Genomic DNA, 17,160 nt, shown 5'->3' on the forward strand with positions numbered 1-17,160 from the left:
GTAGGGTGGACGCGCTGCACTTACGCGTGTCCACCCTGCCCCGCAATTATTATTAAGAACTTCGCAATGCATCCTACCCAGGTCTTATTCCTAGGCAAGCAACAACCGGTCTCGCTACCGGTCTGCGATCATTACGCCGGCGCTGAAAAGCTCATGCGTAAATCGGTCGCCTTGCAGCAGGAGCTGGGTCCGGTATTCGACATCACACTTGACTGCGAAGACGGCGCCAGCGCCGGCAACGAAGCAGCACACGCACAACTGGTCGCCGACATCGTCGCCGGCGCCGACAATCGCTTTGAGCGCATAGGCGCTCGCGTACACGACATCGGCAGCACTTTTTTCGAACAAGACGTAGAGATCATCTGCAAAGGCGCAGCGCGCCGGCTGGCTTACCTGATGCTGCCCAAGGCCGAGAGCCTGGCCGACGTCAACGCCGCGCTGGCCCTGATAGATCACCACAGCAGCCAGGCCGGACGGCAGGCGTTGCCGGTCCATGTACTGATAGAAACCCACGGCGCGCTGGCAGACGTGTTTGCCATTGCCGCCCTGCCGCAAGTACAGTCGCTGTCGTTTGGCATCATGGATTTTGTTTCAGCGCATTACGGCGCCATCCCAAGCGCGGCAATGCGTTCGCCGGCGCAGTTCAGCCATCCGCTGGTCACGCGCGCCAAACTGGAAATTGCCGCGGCTTGCCACGCGCACGGCAAGATACCTTCGCATAACGTCACCACCGACATCAAGGACAACAGCACCGTCGCTGCAGATGCCGGCCGCGCCATGGCTGAATTCGGCTATACCCGGATGTGGAGCATCCATCCGCAACAGATCAAACCGATATTGAACGCATTTACCCCGCCGCCATCTGAGATTGCCACGGCGGCACAAATCCTGCTTGCGGCCAGGCAAGCGGCATGGGGACCAATACAACACGAGGGCACGCTACATGACCGCGCCAGTTACCGTTATTACTGGAGTGTTCTGCAGCGCGCAAAAAATAACGGCGTCGCACTACCTGAAGAAGCAATAACTTTGTTATAACCGCACCCCGCCTTTATTGAGACAACGGGATGCACTACGGAGCAATGAAAATGAAGAAGAGTTTGTCGACGAGTTTATCAATGCTGGTTTTGCTGGGCGCCAGCCTGGCAGTTGCAGTGCCGCAGGTTCAAGCCCAGACCACTACTAAGAAAACGACCAAGAAGGCCGCCAAGAAACCAGCTGCAAAAGCTGCGCCGACAGAAGTCGACGATGGCGAAGACGAAGGGACACCGGATGTCAAGACTTCCGTTTCCATCGATTACAAATGCGAGCTCGGCAACAGCCTGACAATCTATACCAACGCCGAAGACGACAAGCACATCGCACTGCGCTGGGGCAAAGCCCTGCACCGTCTGTCGCGCGTGCCGACCACCACCGGCGCCAACCGCTTTGAAAACCGCAAATACGGCCTGCTCTGGATCGGCATCCCGTCCAAAGGCATTTTGCTTGATTCAAAAACAGGGCATCAACTGGCAAACGAATGTAAATCCGCAGCGCAAGAAGCCATGCCGGCCCCTGCACCTGTCGACCCAGCACATAGCTTGTAATTAAATTGAAAAACTCAGGAGGAATCATGTCTCGCAACACGCTGAATACACTTAAGGAATTCAAGATTTCCGACTCCAAGAAAGGCAAGTTCTACTCCTTGCCAGCCCTGGAGAAAAAACTCGGCATCAACATCTCGCGCCTGCCGGTGTCGATCCGTATCGTGCTGGAATCCGTTCTGCGTAATTGCGACGGCAAGAAGGTCACCGAAGAGCACGTCAAGCAACTGGCTGCCTGGGGCGCCAACGCAGCCCGCACCGACGAAATCCCGTTCGTCGTGGCGCGCGTCGTGCTGCAAGACTTTACCGGTGTGCCACTGCTGGCCGACCTCGCCGCAATGCGTAACGTCGCCGCCTCGCTAGGCAAGAATGCCAAGAACATCGAGCCGCTGGTGCCGGTCGACCTGGTAGTCGACCACTCGGTACAGATCGACCATTTCCGTGAAAAGAAAGCACTCGACCTCAACATGAAACTGGAATTCCAGCGCAACAACGAGCGCTACCAGTTCATGAAATGGGGCATGCAGGCATTCGACACTTTCGGCGTCGTGCCTCCTGGCTTCGGCATCGTCCACCAGGTCAACCTGGAATACCTGGCGCGCGGCGTCCACAAGAAGGATTCGGTCTACTACCCGGACACCCTGGTCGGTACTGACTCGCACACCACCATGATCAACGGCATCGGCGTAGTCGGCTGGGGCGTGGGCGGCATCGAGGCGGAAGCCGGCATGCTGGGCCAACCGGTCTACTTCCTGACACCAGACGTAGTCGGCGTCAACCTGACCGGCCAGTTGCGTGAAGGCGTTACCGCAACCGATCTGGTGCTGACCATTACCGAACTGCTGCGCAAAGCCAAAGTGGTTGGCAAGTTTGTCGAATTCTTCGGCGAAGGCACTGCCTCGCTGAGCCTGACCGACCGCGCTACCATCGCCAACATGGCGCCTGAATACGGCGCCACCATGGGCTTCTTCCCGGTTGACGATGCGACGATCGAATACTTCCAGGGCACTGGCCGCAGCAAAGCTGAAATCGACGCATTCGCCGGTTACTTCAAGGCACAAAACCTGTACGGCATTCCAAAGGCTGGCGACATCGACTACACCACTGTCGTCGAGCTGGACCTGGCTACAGTTGCGCCGTCGCTGGCAGGTCCGAAGCGTCCGCAAGACCGTATCGAAATCGGCAATGTCAAAGCCAACTTCGCAGAACTGTTCAGCAAGCCAATCGCAGAAAACGGCTTCAACAAGAAAATTGAAGACCTGGATGCGACTTACACCAACGCTGACGGCGTCAAGCTGCAAAACGGCGATGTGCTGATTGCTGCAATCACTTCCTGCACCAACACTTCCAACCCGAGCGTCATGCTGGCGGCTGGTTTGCTGGCCAAGAAAGCGGTCGAAGCCGGCCTCAAGGTACCTGCGCACATCAAGACTTCGCTGGCCCCTGGCTCGCGCGTCGTCACCGAATACCTGGAAGCGGCTGGCCTGCTGCCGTACCTGGAAAAACTCGGCTTCGGCGTCACTGCCTACGGTTGCACCACCTGTATCGGTAACGCCGGCGACCTGACACCGGCCATGAACGAAGCCATCGTCAAGAACGACGTGGTGGCATCGGCTGTATTGTCCGGTAACCGTAACTTCGAAGCACGGATCCACCCGAACATTCGCTCCAACTTCCTGGCTTCGCCACCGTTGGTAGTTGCTTACGCGATCGCCGGCAACATGACACGCGACCTGATGACCGAGCCTGTCGGCAAGGGCAAAGGCGGCAAGGATATCTATCTGGGCGACATCTGGCCAACTTCGCAAGAAGTCGCCAAGCTGATGAAGTTCGCGATGAATGCCAAGACTTTCAAAGCCAACTACGCTGACGTCAAGGGCGCACCGGGCAAGCTGTGGGAAGCCATCAAGGGCGTCGCCGGCGGCGAAGTCTACAACTGGCCTAAATCGACTTACATCGCTGAGCCACCGTTCTTCCAAGACTTCACCATGGTGCCGAAGGCAGCTGCAACCGGCATCACCGGCGCGCGCGCACTGGGCGTGTTCGGCGATTCGATCACTACCGACCACATCTCGCCAGCCGGCTCCATCAAGGAATCCAGCCCGGCCGGTAAATGGCTGATCGCCAACGGCGTGTTGAAGGCTGACTTCAACTCCTACGGCTCGCGTCGCGGCAATCACGAAATCATGATGCGCGGTACATTCGCTAACGTCCGTATCAAGAATCTGATGATTCCTGCTACACCGGACGGTTCGCGAGTTGAAGGCGGCATCACCTTGTTCCAGCCAACCGGCGAAGAAACATCGATCTATGACGCAGCGATGCAGTACGTCAAAGACGGCGTGCCAACGATGGTGTTTGCAGGCGAAGAATACGGTACGGGTTCGTCGCGTGACTGGGCAGCCAAGGGTACTCAGTTGCTGGGCGTGAAGGCCGTGTTTGCGCGTTCGTTCGAGCGTATCCACCGCTCCAACCTGGTCGGCATGGGCGTTCTTCCTTTGCAATTCATCGGCAACGACAGCGTGCAAACCCTGGGCATCACCGGCCACGAGACTTTCGACCTGAAAGGCATCGAAGGCGAAATCAAGCCACAGCAAGACGCTACCCTGGTGATCCATCGTGCCAACGGCGAAACCAAGGAAGTCAAGGTTCTGCTGCGCATCGATACACCAATCGAAGTCGACTACTACAAACACGGCGGTATCCTGCCGTTCGTGCTGCGCCAGTTGCTGGCAGCGTAACAACTACCCGGCCCGCCGCCCGTTCAGCCTGGACGGCGGGTTGGAAGTTGAATGGTTCAATAAAGTCATCAAAAAGCGCCGGCCATGCCGGCGTTTCTCGTTTTCGGCGTCAATCAAGAAATCGTTGCCATTCATCTACGGTAATTATTCAACATACCGTTAAATCCACTACAATAGGATCTTGCAGTCTTCCTGCCTCAGAGTCGTTGAACACTCTCAGCAAGCGGTCGTAGGCCTGAAGGCAGCGCAGAAAAGCGGAGCATATTCCCCAATGTCATCAATGAATATGTGAGCGTCTCAGTTGCCGGTCATCGGATGCATGCATCCACTACGGTCGCGCAGTAAGATTTTGACTATGTTGTCATCAGCCCTTACTCTATTCACTATGCGCCGCCCGTCAAAAAAACCTTCTCGAAAATTTTCCGCCGACAGCCACCGCCTGGCCGAGCTGGCGCAAGCATTGATTCAAGCCTCCAGCCGTCTTGAGGAGCGCGCATGGGAACGCGAGATTGAAGTCTTGCTCAACAAGCATTTCAAAGCCCATCATCAAGAGCCTATCGACGGCGCGCTGGAACAGTTGTTCCCCACTCAGCCCGATGCCTACGACGCCTTGATGGACGTAGTCGAAGCCTGCAGCGAATCCAGCACCATCGAATACCAGGGCAAGCAATACGACTGCCTGCTGGTTGGCATTCCGCTGCTGGCATGGACGCGCTTCTCGATCGGATCAGGGCCGATTCCGGCCGACGTCGTAATGACGCTGAACGCCCATCTGCACGCCCACATCCTGGCGCCGGAAGTACAAACCGCCATCGTGCCGACCTTGTACGCCATCGATCAGTTGCCGCGCACGCATTGCGAAACCTTTACCTTGCTGCAGCAACTGTCGCATGCTGCGCTGACCGACGCACCGGTGCGCAGCCCGGCCAATCCGCCGGAGACCGCACCGTTCCTGGCCGATACCCGCTACCTGCTGGCGGCCCTGGTAGTCCCCATCGGCATGCCGCTGTTCCACTGGCAACTGGCGCGTGGGCAAGCTGGACATATCGCTACCGACAAAGAACGGGCGCTCGAGCAATGGCGTAATCAAGTCACTCCCAACCTGACGCGTTTGCTGCCGGGTTGCGGCGTCCAGGTATTGCTGCCCGAAGCTTACTTTGCCGCCTGCCGCGAAGCCGACCTGCAAATCCGCCCGGCATCCCTGCGCGCCGCCAGCTACTACCTGTCGCACACGCTGGACATCGCATCGAAAGACCTGCACGCCAGCATCGGCCGTTTCAGCGAGCAGCCGGAAAGCGGCCGGGTCGACGAATACCGGATCGGCTTCTCGCTGGGCCAGACCAATGAGGTGATCTACGGTGTGGTGTGGCCGCTGTACGGACAGGAAGAAGCGACAGAAGAAATCATTACCCGCGCCAGCGATAGCGACGAAGCGACGGCCGAACCGGAAACCCCGCTGGAACAAATCCTGAGCCTGCTACGCGAATGCGGCATCGACGATATTCAACGGCATGCCGAAATGTTTGCGATGGAATTTTGCGACGATTGCGGCACCCCGCTCTACCCGGATCGCGAAGGCGATCTGGTGCATCCGGAAATGCCCGACGATGCGCCAAGCGGCTCGGCGCATTTCCACTGAGACCGGAGCTCCGAGCTCACCAGTCAATTGCGCCTCGACGACCTAGTGATGTGGGGTCAGAGTCGACTTTCGCAGGCTCTATCGCGAAACTCGACTCTGACCCCACATCACGGCTTCGGAGAAAGGCAGCTCACTTATCGGCGGTTTGTTTCTTTACGCTTTTACTACTTCTACTCCGTGGCCCACTAAGCGGGGTCAGAGTGAAATTTCGGCGGTAAACCATACCGAAAGTTCACTCTGACCCCGGTTAGTTCGTGCTGCTCATCGCGTAGACCGTAAAAAACACACTCCACACGGCGGCCCGTCTTAATCTTCTTCCAGAGCCTGAAAACGCGCCACCAGATAATCAATCAGCGTACGCACCAACGGCAGCAAACCCCGCCGCGACGGGAACACCACATGGATAATTTCGTATCGCGGCCGCCAGTCATCCAACACATGCACCAGCGTGCCTTGTGCGATCTGTTCGCGAATCATCATCGTCGGCAATTGCACAATACCGACACCAGCCACCGCCGCCCGCAACAACGCCACCATATCACCGGTTACAAAACGCGGCGTGTGATGAATCGCCGCCTTCGCGCCATCCGGCCCGAACAATGTCCAGATATGGTTTTGCTGCCCGGTCCCCAACCCCAGGCTCGGCCAGTCGTTTAAATCGGCAGGCGACGCCGGCAGCGACCGCTCCTTAAGCAGTAGCGGACTGGCGACCAGACATTGGCTACGCTCAGCCAGCACTCGCAACACCAGATCGCTATCAGGAATCGGCGGCGGCCGTACCCGGATAGCAATATCCACCGCCTCGGCCACCACATCCACCCGCCGATTAGTCGCATCCAGCAACACCGTCACGCGCGGGTTGGCCGCCATGAAATCTGCCAGCATCACGTCCACATTTGCATGCAGCAAAGCTACCGGGCAAGTCAATCGCACAATGCCGCGCGGCTCACCCCGCGTCAGCTCGACCGCGTCTTGCGCCGCCTCTGCTTCCACCAGCATCGCCTTGCAGTGCTCGTAATACGATTGCCCGACTTCCGTCACGGAAAATTGCCGGGTAGTACGCTGGATCAACCTCACCCCCAAGCGCTCCTCCAATAACGCCAGGCGCCGGCTCAGCTTGGACTTCGGCATCCCCAAGGCCCGTCCCGCCGGAGCGAAGCCGCCGTGGTCGACTACCTGGACGAAATAGTAGAGATCATTCAAATCCTGCATGAGAACTCCTGGGTGGGCGCTGCATCGTTCACAAAATAGAACAGTGAAGGCAAATTCTACAGACTACCGCCCTCATTGTCCTTGGATTAATCTACTACCAGCAACAAATTTTGCAACCACCACAAGGAATTGATCATGAAAAAAGTCCTCGGCATCTACAGCGCACCTCGCCAACATTGGGTCGGCGACGGTTTTCCTGCTCGTTCGATGTTTTCGTACACCAGCCACGGCAAGCAACTGAGCCCGTTCCTGCTGCTCGATTACGCCGGTCCCGCTGAGTTCGCCCCTGCTACCCGCCCACGTGGCGTCGGCTCGCATCCGCATCGCGGCTTCGAAACCGTCACCATCGTCTACAAGGGCGAAGTGACGCACCGCGACTCGACCGGCAATGGCGGCACAATCGGCCCCGGCGACGTGCAATGGATGACAGCAGGCAGCGGCATCCTGCATGAAGAGTTCCACTCCGAATCGTTCACGCGCTCCGGCGGGACGCTCGAAATGGTGCAGCTGTGGGTGAACCTGCCGGCGAAGGACAAGATGACCGCACCTGGTTATCAAGCCATCGTCGATAACGACATCCCTGCCGTTGCGTTGCCTGACGGCGCCGGCACGGTAAGGGTGATTGCCGGCGAATACGACGGCCATGCCGGTCCGGCACGTACCTTCACACCGATGAATGTGTGGGATATGCGCCTGAACCAAGGCAGCAGCACCAAGCTGTCCTTGCCCACAGGCTGGCATTCGGCACTGGTGGTATTGCACGGAACCGTGCTCATCAACGGCGAGACCGTGGCACGCGAAGCGCAAATGGCGTTGCTCGACACCGACGGCACCAGCGTCGACATCGAGGCCAACAACGACGCCGTGGTGCTGGTGCTTAGCGGCGAGCCGATCGATGAAGCGATCGTCGGCCATGGCCCGTTCGTCATGAACAGCCAGGAAGAAATCGCCCAGGCGATCGTCGACTTCAACAGCGGGCGCTTTGCGCAGATAGCTGAGCAAGCTTAGTAGTTCTGGCCATGCCGGTCATCCCGACCGGCATGGTTTTTTTTCAAGCAGACAGCGCACATCCGCGCACGTTTCATCCACCGCTTCATCCACCCCCAGGAGCAACACCATGAGCACACCAGCCAACTTCAACGGCAAGACCCCGATGATCGATCCCGATGACACCGTGTTGTTACTCATCGACCATCAAAGCGGTTTGTTTCAACTGGTCAAAGACATCGAACTGCCCACCCTGCGCAACCACGTTACAGCGCTGGCAAAAGTAGCGCATCTGGCCAAGATCCCGACCTTCACCACCGCCTCGGTGCCAGACGGCCCCAACGGCCCGCTCATCCCGGAAATCCATCGTCACAATCCAGATGCCGTCTACATACCGCGCACCGGCCAGATCAACGCCTGGGACAACCCGGCATGGGTCGCCGCCATCGAAAAAACCAAGCGTAAAACATTGCTGATCGCCGGTACGCTGACCAGCGTCTGCATGGCGTTTCCGACTATTAGTGCGCTGGCCGCCGGCTACAAGGTATTTACCATTATCGACGCCTCTGGAAACTGGTCCAAGATGGCCACCGACCTGACCCTCGCGCGCGTAGCCCAGGCTGGCGCCGTGCCAATCGACACCTATGCCGCCCTGGCTGAAATCATGAGCACCTGGAATCGCCCCGACGCCATGGAATTCGCCGGCATCATGACCGACCACATCGTGCCGGGCTATCAGGCACTGATGGAAAGCTATGCAAAAGCACAAAGCGTGCAACAGAACGGCCGTGAAACCAAGCTGGAACTGCTGGAAGCCGCAACAGCAAAAGGCTGATCACAGGCCTGGCCATAGGGACTTGGCCATCGCAGCATAAAAAAAGCCGGGCATGTCTGACATGCCCGGCTTTTCACAACAGGTGTTCGAATTACACGCAACAGGAATTATTCAAACGCCCGCAATATCGGTTGCAACACCACCGCGCCCAAACGCGCGCTACGAGCGCCATCCCAGCCGACCTGCGCATCCGGCAGGTTGACGTTGTCCTTGAACGGCAGCTCCAGGGTCAGCGATATGCACTTGAACGTGTGGCCGACATATTTCGACGCCAGAGTCAGCACATCACTACTGTACTTGCTCGCCGCATAGCCGTATTCCGTCTGGAAATCCGGGCTGGCGCGCAAGAAATCGTCGATGAATTTTTGCTGCTCCACGCCCTGCCGCGGCGTGAAGTCTTCCAGCATTTCCGAGCCCGCCACGAACACATACGGCAAAGCCTCATCGCCATGTACGTCCAGGAACAGATCGCAGCCGGTTTCGTGCATCTTGTTCTTCACCACAAATACCTCAGGGCTACGCTCCAGCGACGGCGTCATCCACTCGCGATTCAGGTTGGCGCCGGCAGCGTTGGTACGCAGGTTGCCGCGCACCGAACCGTCCGGATTCATGTTCGGCACGATGTAGAACACCGCGTGCTGCAGCACCTTGGTCGCCAATGGATTGGCCCGATCAAGCAATGCATCGACCATACCCTCGACAAACCATTCCGCCATGGTTTCACCCGGATGCTGGCGTGCGATCACCCAAACCTTCTTGGCCGCAGCCGGATTGCCGATCACCAGCAGATTCATATCGCGGCCGTCAACCGTGCTGCCCAGATCCTCCACCCGTGCCAATGGTGATTCCTCTGCGTGCCCCAGCAACGCCAGATGACGCTCCCAGGAATACGGCTCGAAATAAGCGTAATACACGCTGTCGCGCTCGGGTGTATGGGTGATGGTCATCACCTCGCCGTCAAAGCTGGTCGGCACACGGAACCAGGTCTCGCGATCGTAACTGGCCACCGCTTGATAGTTTTCCCAACCCTTGGGATAGGTGGTGGCGCCGGCATTCATGAAACGGATGCGGCAAGCCTCGCCACGGGCGCCCTGCAAGCGGAAATAGAACCATTGCGTGAAATCCGCATGCGAATCGCTACGGATTTTCAATTCAATCTGCTGAGGACTATCGGCGCGCAATACTTCGATTGCGGCGGCGTCAAACTGCTGGCTAATTTTTATTGGCATATGATTATTTAATGAGGATTGTTGGCTGGGCGATCTGGCGGTGCATTGCGAAGCGCTATGGGCCGCTATTGTCGAGCGAACAAACAGTTAAAATTTTATGTATCGCCTTGGAAACAAAGCAATTTTGCTCTGATATAATAGCAGGCTTGTCGGGGCGTAGCGCAGCCTGGTAGCGTACTTGCATGGGGTGCAAGGGGTCGGAAGTTCGAATCTTCTCGCCCCGACCAGTAGAATCAAGGGGTTACAGATTTCGGTCTGTAACCCCTTCCTCGTTTTTGACCTTCGTGCCTTAACCGTGCCTTAAATCGCGCACCACCGCTGTGCGCCGATAAGCAACTGCGCCCATTCCTGATCCCCCTTATTACAAAGATAGTGGGTAAGCACGCTCTTCCTGGTTACATACCGACCAAGTAGCGTTTCCGTATCTGAGCGGCCCCCTACTCCACCATGCTGATTAAATGGGCCGCATATCTGGCATGTAATTTGATGAGGTTTCATGTCTGCAATACAAGAGATGGGATAAGATGGCTTCCTCACCAACCGCCATTATTAACATCTCCGCATGATCGAAGACATCAAGAAAATACTCTGGGCCACCGCCGACAAGCTGCGCGCAAACATGGAGTCGGCCGAAGACATTTCCGATATGTGCAGAACTACATCTCGTTCACCGTCATGCTGAAGGGCTTCGATGCCGAGGGCAACCGTTTACGAGATCGTGTCCCGCAACTCCGCAACAGCAATTGTCCCCCGGCGGGAAGTGTATGCAAGACGTCATATAGGCAAGATGCCCCATGAATGTAGTAGAAATCGAAGCAGCCATATCGGAACTGGCCTTTCAGCCCTTAGACGTGGCGGAGTTCCCGTTCGCGTTCCTGGCCGCTTTCGGCAATAAGGACACGGCACTCAAGCGCCTGCGCACAGGTAACAACAACGCCTCGGATGTGCCCGGCGGCGTGCTCCAACGCAACAACATCCATATCGCCGTGTGCGAAGTCGGCACCGTAAGCGAAACCCTCAAGGCATTACGCACCAGCCCGGCCACCACAAAAGCCAAGGCCAAGTTCATCCTCGCGACCGACGGACAGACCTTGGAGGCGGAAGACCTCGCCAGCGGCGAAGCCATTGCTCCAGCATACCCGGACTTTCCTAACCACTTCGGCTTCTTCCTGCCGCTGGCTGGCATCTCCACCATCAAGGAAATCAAGGACAATCCTATCGACGTGCGCGCCACCGGGCGCCTGAACAAGCTGTACGTCGAGCTGCTGAGCGAAAACCCCGGATGGGCCAAGGAGGAACGCCGCGCCGACATGAACCACTTCATGGCCCGACTAGTGTTCTGCTTCTTTGCGGAAGACACTGACATCTTCAGCGGAGATGGTCTGTTCACCAAAACCGTCGAGCAGATAAGCGAACGCGACGGCTCCAATACCCATGAGGTTCTGGAAGCCATCTTCCGAGCCATGAACATCAAGGTTGCCGAGCGCGCCAATGCTCTATCCCGTTTGCCGAACTGGGCCAATCGCTTCCCCTACGTGAATGGCGGCTTGTTCTCCGGCAGCACCGAAGTGCCGCACTTCACCCGCATGGCGCGCACCTATCTGTTGCACACGGGCGGCTTGAACTGGCGTGAGATCAACCCGGACATCTTCGGCAGCATGATCCAGGCCGTGACCGATGAGGAAGAACGCGGCGCGTTGGGCATGCACTACACTAGCGTGCCCAACATCCTGAAGGCGTTGAACCCATTGTTCCTGGATGACCTGCGTAATCAATTGGCAGAGGCTGCCGATAACGAACGCAAACTGCTGAACCTGCGTAAGCGCATGGCGCGCATCCGCGTGTTCGATCCAGCCTGCGGTTCCGGTAATTTTTTGGTTATCGCCTACAAGCAGATGCGCAAGATCGAGGCGGAAATCAACCAACGGCGGAGAGAACCGCACCTGGGCAGCGAAATTCCACTGACCAACTTCCGAGGGATCGAGTTGCGCGACTTCCCGGCAGAGATTGCCCGCCTGGCGCTCATCATTGCCGAGTACCAGTGCGATGTACTGTATCGCGGGCAGAAGGACGCACTGGATGAGTTTTTGCCGCTGGACGCGCAGAACTGGATTGTTTGCCACAACGCTTTGCAGTTGGATTGGCTGAGTGTGTGTCCGCCGACGGGCACGGGCGTAAAGCTGGCGGCAAATGATTTATTTAACACGCCACTCAATCAAACGGAAATCGACTTCGAGAACGAAGGTGGCGAGACATATATCTGCGGCAATCCACCGTACCTTGGCTCGACTTGGCAGACCGACGAGCAGAAGGCGGACTTGCAAGCGATCTTCGCTACACGCACCAAGAACTGGAAGTCGCTGGACTATGTGGCAGGCTGGTTCATGAAAGCCGCCGATTACGGCACTCGGACCCAAGCCGCCGCTGCGTTCGTGTCCACCAACTCCATCTGCCAAGGGCAACAAGTGCCCATTCTTTGGCCGCTAGTTTTCAGCACGGGTAACAAGATCGTATTTGCGCACAGCTCGTTCAAGTGGGCCAACCTCGCCAGCCACAACGCGGGCGTGACGGTCGTGATAGTGGGCATGTCGTCGCAAACCAAAACGCTGCGACGCCTTTATTCCATCGCCAGTAGTGGCGGCGACGCAATGGACGTGAAGGAAGTGGAACACATCAACGCCTATCTGACCTCTGGTGCAAATGTGATGGTGGAAAAGGCATCTCGCCCATTTGGTGAATTGACAGAAATGCTACGTGGGAATATGCCATACGATGGTGGACATCTACTGCTATCCAGAGATGAAGTTTATGCACTTGGCCTGACGCCAGAGCAACAGGTCCGCTTTATTCGCCGTATCTACGGCTCGGCGGAGTTCATTCGTGGCTTGGGGCGCTATTGCCTATGGATTGAAGACCTGCATCTTGATGAAGCCATGCGCATCGCGCCCATACGGCAGCGTATTGAAGGCGTGCGAGCGATGCGACTGGCTAGTCGAGATAAAGGTGCTAATGATATGGCGACCCGGCCGCATCAGATGCGTGAAATGAATATTGGTCTGACTCAGACCATTGTAATGCCGTGCGTGTCATCAGAGTCGCGGGAGTATTTGCCTGTCGGACTCGCTGATCAAGAATCAACAGTTACCAATCTTGCTTTTGCTCTCTACGACGCGCCGCTCTGGAACATGGCCCTTATCGCCTCCCGACTGCATTTGGTCTGGATTGGTACTGTCTGCGGCAAGCTGAAAACGGATTTTCGCTACTCCAACACCATCGGCTGGAACACCTTCCCCGTGCCGCTGCTGACCGAGCAGAACAAGGCTGACCTGACCACCTGCGCCGAGGGTATCCTTCTGGCACGCGAAGCGCATTTCCCCGCCACCATCGCCGGCCTCTACGACCCGGACAATATGCCGGAAAACCTGCGCCGTGCCCACGAACGCAACGACGAAGTGCTGGAACGTATCTACATCGGCCGGCGATTCAAGAACGACACCGAACGGCTCGAAAAATTGTTTGACCTTTACACCAAGATGACGGCGGCAGGCGCCAAGTCCAAGCCCGCAACGAAAAAGACAAGGGGAAAGAACGCATGAGCGAGCAAACCAGCAACCCGACCAACACCTACATCGTGCCGTCGGTCTCCATCACCACGGCGCGTACCGGCGCGTCCAGCAAGGCCAACGCGCTGGGGATGCGCGCCATGCAGGAGCGCGCCTATGCCAAGCGCGGCGAGCAGTATCTGCTGATCAAATCGCCGCCGGCATCAGGTAAGTCCCGGGCACTGATGTTCATCGCGCTGGATAAACTCAACAACCAAGGCTTGCAGCAGGCCATCATCGTGGTGCCGGAGCGTTCCATTGGCGGCAGTTTTGCCGATGAACCACTGAGTCAACACGGCTTCTATTGGGATTGGCAGGTGGCCCCGCAGTGGAACCTGTGCAACGCTCCTGGCGTGGACGAGCCACGCGTGGCGAAATCCAAGGTGGATGCGGTGCGCAAGTTCCTTGAGAGTACCGACAAGGCGCTGGTCTGTACGCACGCCACCTTCCGCTTTGCGGTGGAAGAATTGGGTGTCCAAGCGTTCGATAACCGCCTAATCGCCATCGATGAGTTTCACCACGTCTCCAGCAACCCGGAAAACAAGTTGGGTAGCCAGTTGGGCGCGTTCATCGTCCGCGACAAGGTGCATCTAGTGGCCATGACCGGCTCATATTTCCGTGGCGACAGCGAGGCTGTGTTGGGTCCGGCGGATGAGGCCAGGTTCGAGACGATCACTTACACCTACTACGAGCAACTCAACGGCTATCGCTGGCTCAAGTCGCTTGACATCGGCTACTTCTTTTACACAGGTCCTTACGTTAATGCCATCGCAAAGGTGTTGGACCCGGCACTGAAAACCATCGTCCATATTCCCAATGTTAATGCCCGTGAAAGCCTCAAAGACAAGGAACGCGAGGTGAATGAAATCATGGAGGGCTTGGGCGAATGGAAAGGCGTTGACCCGGCCACCGGCTTCCATCTGGTGCAGGCTCGCAATGGCCGTATCCTGAAAGTGGCGGACTTGGTGGATGACAGCGATCCGGCCAAGCGCTCCAAAGTGCTATCTGCGTTGAAAGACCCGGCGCAGAAGGACAACCGCGACAGCGTGGATGTCATCATTGCACTGGGCATGGCGAAGGAAGGTTTTGACTGGATTTGGTGTGAACATGCACTTACCATTGGCTACCGCAGCAGTCTGACCGAAATCGTGCAGATCATTGGCCGCGCCACCCGTGATGCAGAGGGCAAGGAACGGTCACGCTTCACTAACTTGATAGCAGAACCTGCGGCTGAACAATCCGCCGTGGCCGAAGCGGTTAACGATATGCTCAAAGCCATTTCCGCCAGCCTGCTGATGGAACAGGTACTGGCCCCGCGCTATGAGTTTACGCCAAAGAATAGCGGTCCGATTGATGGCTTCACTTATGGCGAGGACGGCTACAAGGAAGGCGGACACAACATCGGTATAAATCAGGAAACCGGCCAGTATCACGTGGAGATCAATGGGCTGGCAACGCCTCAAAGCCCGGAAGCCACGCGCATCTGCAAGGAGGACTTGAACGAAGTCGTCACCAGTTTCTTGCAGGACAAAACCGTGTTGGAGCGCGGCCTGTTCGACAAGGAAAACACCCTGCCCGAAGAGCTTACTCAGCTACGCATGGGCAAAATAGTGCGCGAGCGTTACCCAGACTTGGGCGAGGCCGACCAAGAGGCCATCCGACAACATGCCATCGCTGCCATGAACATCACGCAGCAGGCCAAGTTGGCGTTGGCCCACGCCGATGCCAACGGCGGCGGCACGGCGCAGGGCAATACGGCATTGGTAGATGGGGTCCGCAAGTTCATCAATGTGCGTGACCTGGACATCGACCTGATCGACCGCATCAATCCCTTCGATGCCGCCTATGCGGTACTGGCGAAAGCGATGGATGAGAAATCGCTGCGCCAGGTGCAGGCAAGTATTGCCGCCAAGAAGGTGAGCATTCCCGAAGATGAAGCTCGTGAGCTGGCAAGGCGCGCTTTGCAGTTCAAGCACGAGCGTGGCCGCTTGCCAGACATCAATTCCGCCGATGCATGGGAAAAGCGCATGGCAGAGGGAGTAGCCGCGCTGGCACGTCACCGTGCGCAGGTTAAGGCAGTACAAGCGCAGGGGGAGTCTGGCAATGGCTGAGATGAACGATGACGAACTGCTGGATGCGCTGGGTGTAGAAGTCGCCACGCTAAAATCCGCCAGCCGAACTCCGCGTGAGGAACGCATCATTGCCGGCTTCGAGGACATCCTGCGCTTTCATCACGCCCATGGCCGCGCTCCGCTGCACGGAGAGGACCGTGACATCTTCGAGCGCCTGTATGCCGTGCGCCTAGATCAGCTACGCAAGTTGCCGGAAGCGCTGGCACTGCTGTCCGAACTGGATGGCCCTGGATTGTTGTCCGGGACGGCAGCGGCCCAGGTCGACGTGGACACGCTGGACGAAGACGCCTTGCTGGCCGAGTTGGGGATTGATAATGAATCTGCCGGTCAGAGCGACATCACCGTGCTGCGCCATGTGCGTCCTTATGTCGAAATCAAGGCGGCGGAAGAAATTGCCAACCGCACGCCCTGCGCGGATTTCGGTCGCTACGAGCCTTTGTTCGAGGAGGCTGGAGCTGGTCTCAAGGTTGGCACCTGGATGACCAAACCCTTCATTAAGAACGCCAGTATTGAATTGGGGGATTTCTTCATCATTGGCGGCCAGATAGCTTACGTAGCCGAAATGGATGGGGGCACTAAGACCAAGGATGGACGCGACAACCCGCGACTGCGAGTCATTTTTGACAATCATACCGAGAGCAACCTGTTGCTGCGCTCCCTTTCGCGTTCGCTCTATCCTGACGGAGACACGCCCGTAGGTCGCCGCCTTATCATGAAGGACGATGGCCCGCTGTTTGGCAACGTAGCGGAGCCTGAGGACATCGAGAGCGGAACCATCTATGTACTGCGTAGCCTATCCAGCCATCCATTCGTCGCCGAACACCGCGAACTGATCCACAAGATCGGCGTAACCGGCGGCAAGGTGGAAGCCCGAATCGCAGGCGCAGAAAAGGATGCCACCTACCTGCTGGCCGGCGTGGAGGTGGTCGCCACCTACAAGCTCCACAACCTGAACCGCACCATGCTGGAAAACATCTTCCACCGCTTATTCGGCGCAGCACAGCTAGACTTGACCATCGAGGATCGCTTCGGCCATCCGGTCAAGCCGAGGGAGTGGTTCTTAGTGCCGCTCCAAGCAATTGACGAAGCGGTTCAGCGAATTCAGGATGGGTCGATTACCGATGTGGTCTACGACCCTAAGACCGCCCAGTTGATCGGCCAAGCGTAGTAACGATTGCGATAGCGCGGTGGCAGCGGTCC

At 57.4% G+C, this 17,160-nt stretch carries 11 protein-coding genes and 1 tRNA gene; 10 read left to right on the forward strand and 2 right to left on the reverse strand.

What is annotated here, in order from left to right:
• Positions 1–66: 66 nt before the first annotated feature.
• The 4 genes from BM205_RS17850 to BM205_RS17865 all read left to right on the forward strand — a co-directional run bounded on the left by BM205_RS17850 (position 67) and on the right by BM205_RS17865 (position 5,963).
• Complete coding sequence (locus BM205_RS17850; RefSeq protein WP_092416209.1) at positions 67–1,038, forward strand: HpcH/HpaI aldolase/citrate lyase family protein; 972 nt, start codon at positions 67–69, stop codon at positions 1,036–1,038.
• A gap of 50 nt (positions 1,039–1,088) precedes the next feature.
• Positions 1,089–1,586 (forward strand): MliC family protein, encoded by a 498-nt coding sequence (locus tag BM205_RS17855; RefSeq protein ID WP_254783937.1) that lies wholly within the window; start codon positions 1,089–1,091, stop codon positions 1,584–1,586.
• Between the two features lie 26 nt (positions 1,587–1,612).
• Positions 1,613–4,324: an aconitate hydratase AcnA gene (acnA, locus tag BM205_RS17860; RefSeq protein ID WP_092416211.1), complete on the forward strand. Its 2,712-nt coding sequence runs from the start codon at positions 1,613–1,615 to the stop codon at positions 4,322–4,324.
• A gap of 385 nt (positions 4,325–4,709) precedes the next feature.
• The gene (locus BM205_RS17865) at positions 4,710–5,963 is read left to right on the forward strand and encodes a DUF2863 family protein (protein WP_092416212.1); all 1,254 of its coding nucleotides are present in this window, start codon (positions 4,710–4,712) and stop codon (positions 5,961–5,963) included.
• A 306-nt stretch (positions 5,964–6,269) separates the two neighbouring features.
• Here the strand turns inward: BM205_RS17865 and BM205_RS17870 are convergent, their stop codons facing one another.
• Entirely contained in the window at positions 6,270–7,175 is a 906-nt protein-coding gene (locus tag BM205_RS17870; RefSeq protein WP_092416213.1) for a LysR family transcriptional regulator, read from the reverse strand.
• A gap of 135 nt (positions 7,176–7,310) precedes the next feature.
• Between BM205_RS17870 and BM205_RS17875 the strand changes: the two genes are divergently transcribed.
• A complete protein-coding gene (locus tag BM205_RS17875; protein ID WP_092416214.1) occupies positions 7,311–8,183 on the forward strand; it encodes a pirin family protein in 873 nt (290 codons plus the stop codon).
• Positions 8,184–8,292: 109 nt separating this feature from the next.
• Positions 8,293–8,997: an isochorismatase family protein gene (locus tag BM205_RS17880; RefSeq protein WP_217646059.1), complete on the forward strand. Its 705-nt coding sequence runs from the start codon at positions 8,293–8,295 to the stop codon at positions 8,995–8,997.
• A gap of 107 nt (positions 8,998–9,104) precedes the next feature.
• Here the strand turns inward: BM205_RS17880 and BM205_RS17885 are convergent, their stop codons facing one another.
• Positions 9,105–10,226 (reverse strand): M14 family metallopeptidase, encoded by a 1,122-nt coding sequence (locus BM205_RS17885; protein ID WP_092416215.1) that lies wholly within the window; start codon positions 10,224–10,226, stop codon positions 9,105–9,107.
• Between the two features lie 150 nt (positions 10,227–10,376).
• Here BM205_RS17885 and BM205_RS17890 point away from each other — a divergent pair.
• From BM205_RS17890 to BM205_RS17905, 4 genes are all read left to right on the forward strand, one after another.
• A tRNA-Pro gene (locus BM205_RS17890) sits at positions 10,377–10,453 on the forward strand.
• 567 nt (positions 10,454–11,020) lie between these two features.
• Positions 11,021–13,822 (forward strand): class I SAM-dependent DNA methyltransferase, encoded by a 2,802-nt coding sequence (locus BM205_RS17895; protein WP_092416216.1) that lies wholly within the window; start codon positions 11,021–11,023, stop codon positions 13,820–13,822.
• Positions 13,819–15,939, forward strand: a complete 2,121-nt coding sequence (locus BM205_RS17900) for a DEAD/DEAH box helicase (RefSeq protein ID WP_092416217.1) — start codon at positions 13,819–13,821, stop codon at positions 15,937–15,939. Before BM205_RS17895 ends, BM205_RS17900 begins: the two co-directional genes overlap by 4 nt.
• Positions 15,932–17,128: a GIY-YIG nuclease family protein gene (locus BM205_RS17905; protein WP_092416218.1), complete on the forward strand. Its 1,197-nt coding sequence runs from the start codon at positions 15,932–15,934 to the stop codon at positions 17,126–17,128. Before BM205_RS17900 ends, BM205_RS17905 begins: the two co-directional genes overlap by 8 nt.
• Positions 17,129–17,160: the final 32 nt, after the last annotated feature.

It is taken from the genome of Collimonas sp. OK307, from assembly GCF_900113705.1.
Lineage (GTDB): Bacteria > Pseudomonadota > Gammaproteobacteria > Burkholderiales > Burkholderiaceae_D > Collimonas.

Coding starts and splice junctions, on each gene's coding strand:
- BM205_RS17870 (WP_092416213.1), bottom strand. CDS start 7,175: ATGCAGGATTTGAATGATCTCTACTATTTCGTCCAGGTAGTCGACCAC.
- BM205_RS17880 (WP_217646059.1), top strand. CDS start 8,293: ATGAGCACACCAGCCAACTTCAACGGCAAGACCCCGATGATCGATCCC.
- BM205_RS17855 (WP_254783937.1), top strand. CDS start 1,089: ATGAAGAAGAGTTTGTCGACGAGTTTATCAATGCTGGTTTTGCTGGGC.
- acnA (WP_092416211.1), top strand. CDS start 1,613: ATGTCTCGCAACACGCTGAATACACTTAAGGAATTCAAGATTTCCGAC.
- BM205_RS17885 (WP_092416215.1), bottom strand. CDS start 10,226: ATGCCAATAAAAATTAGCCAGCAGTTTGACGCCGCCGCAATCGAAGTA.
- BM205_RS17865 (WP_092416212.1), top strand. CDS start 4,710: ATGCGCCGCCCGTCAAAAAAACCTTCTCGAAAATTTTCCGCCGACAGC.
- BM205_RS17905 (WP_092416218.1), top strand. CDS start 15,932: ATGGCTGAGATGAACGATGACGAACTGCTGGATGCGCTGGGTGTAGAA.
- BM205_RS17875 (WP_092416214.1), top strand. CDS start 7,311: ATGAAAAAAGTCCTCGGCATCTACAGCGCACCTCGCCAACATTGGGTC.
- BM205_RS17895 (WP_092416216.1), top strand. CDS start 11,021: ATGAATGTAGTAGAAATCGAAGCAGCCATATCGGAACTGGCCTTTCAG.
- BM205_RS17900 (WP_092416217.1), top strand. CDS start 13,819: ATGAGCGAGCAAACCAGCAACCCGACCAACACCTACATCGTGCCGTCG.
- BM205_RS17850 (WP_092416209.1), top strand. CDS start 67: ATGCATCCTACCCAGGTCTTATTCCTAGGCAAGCAACAACCGGTCTCG.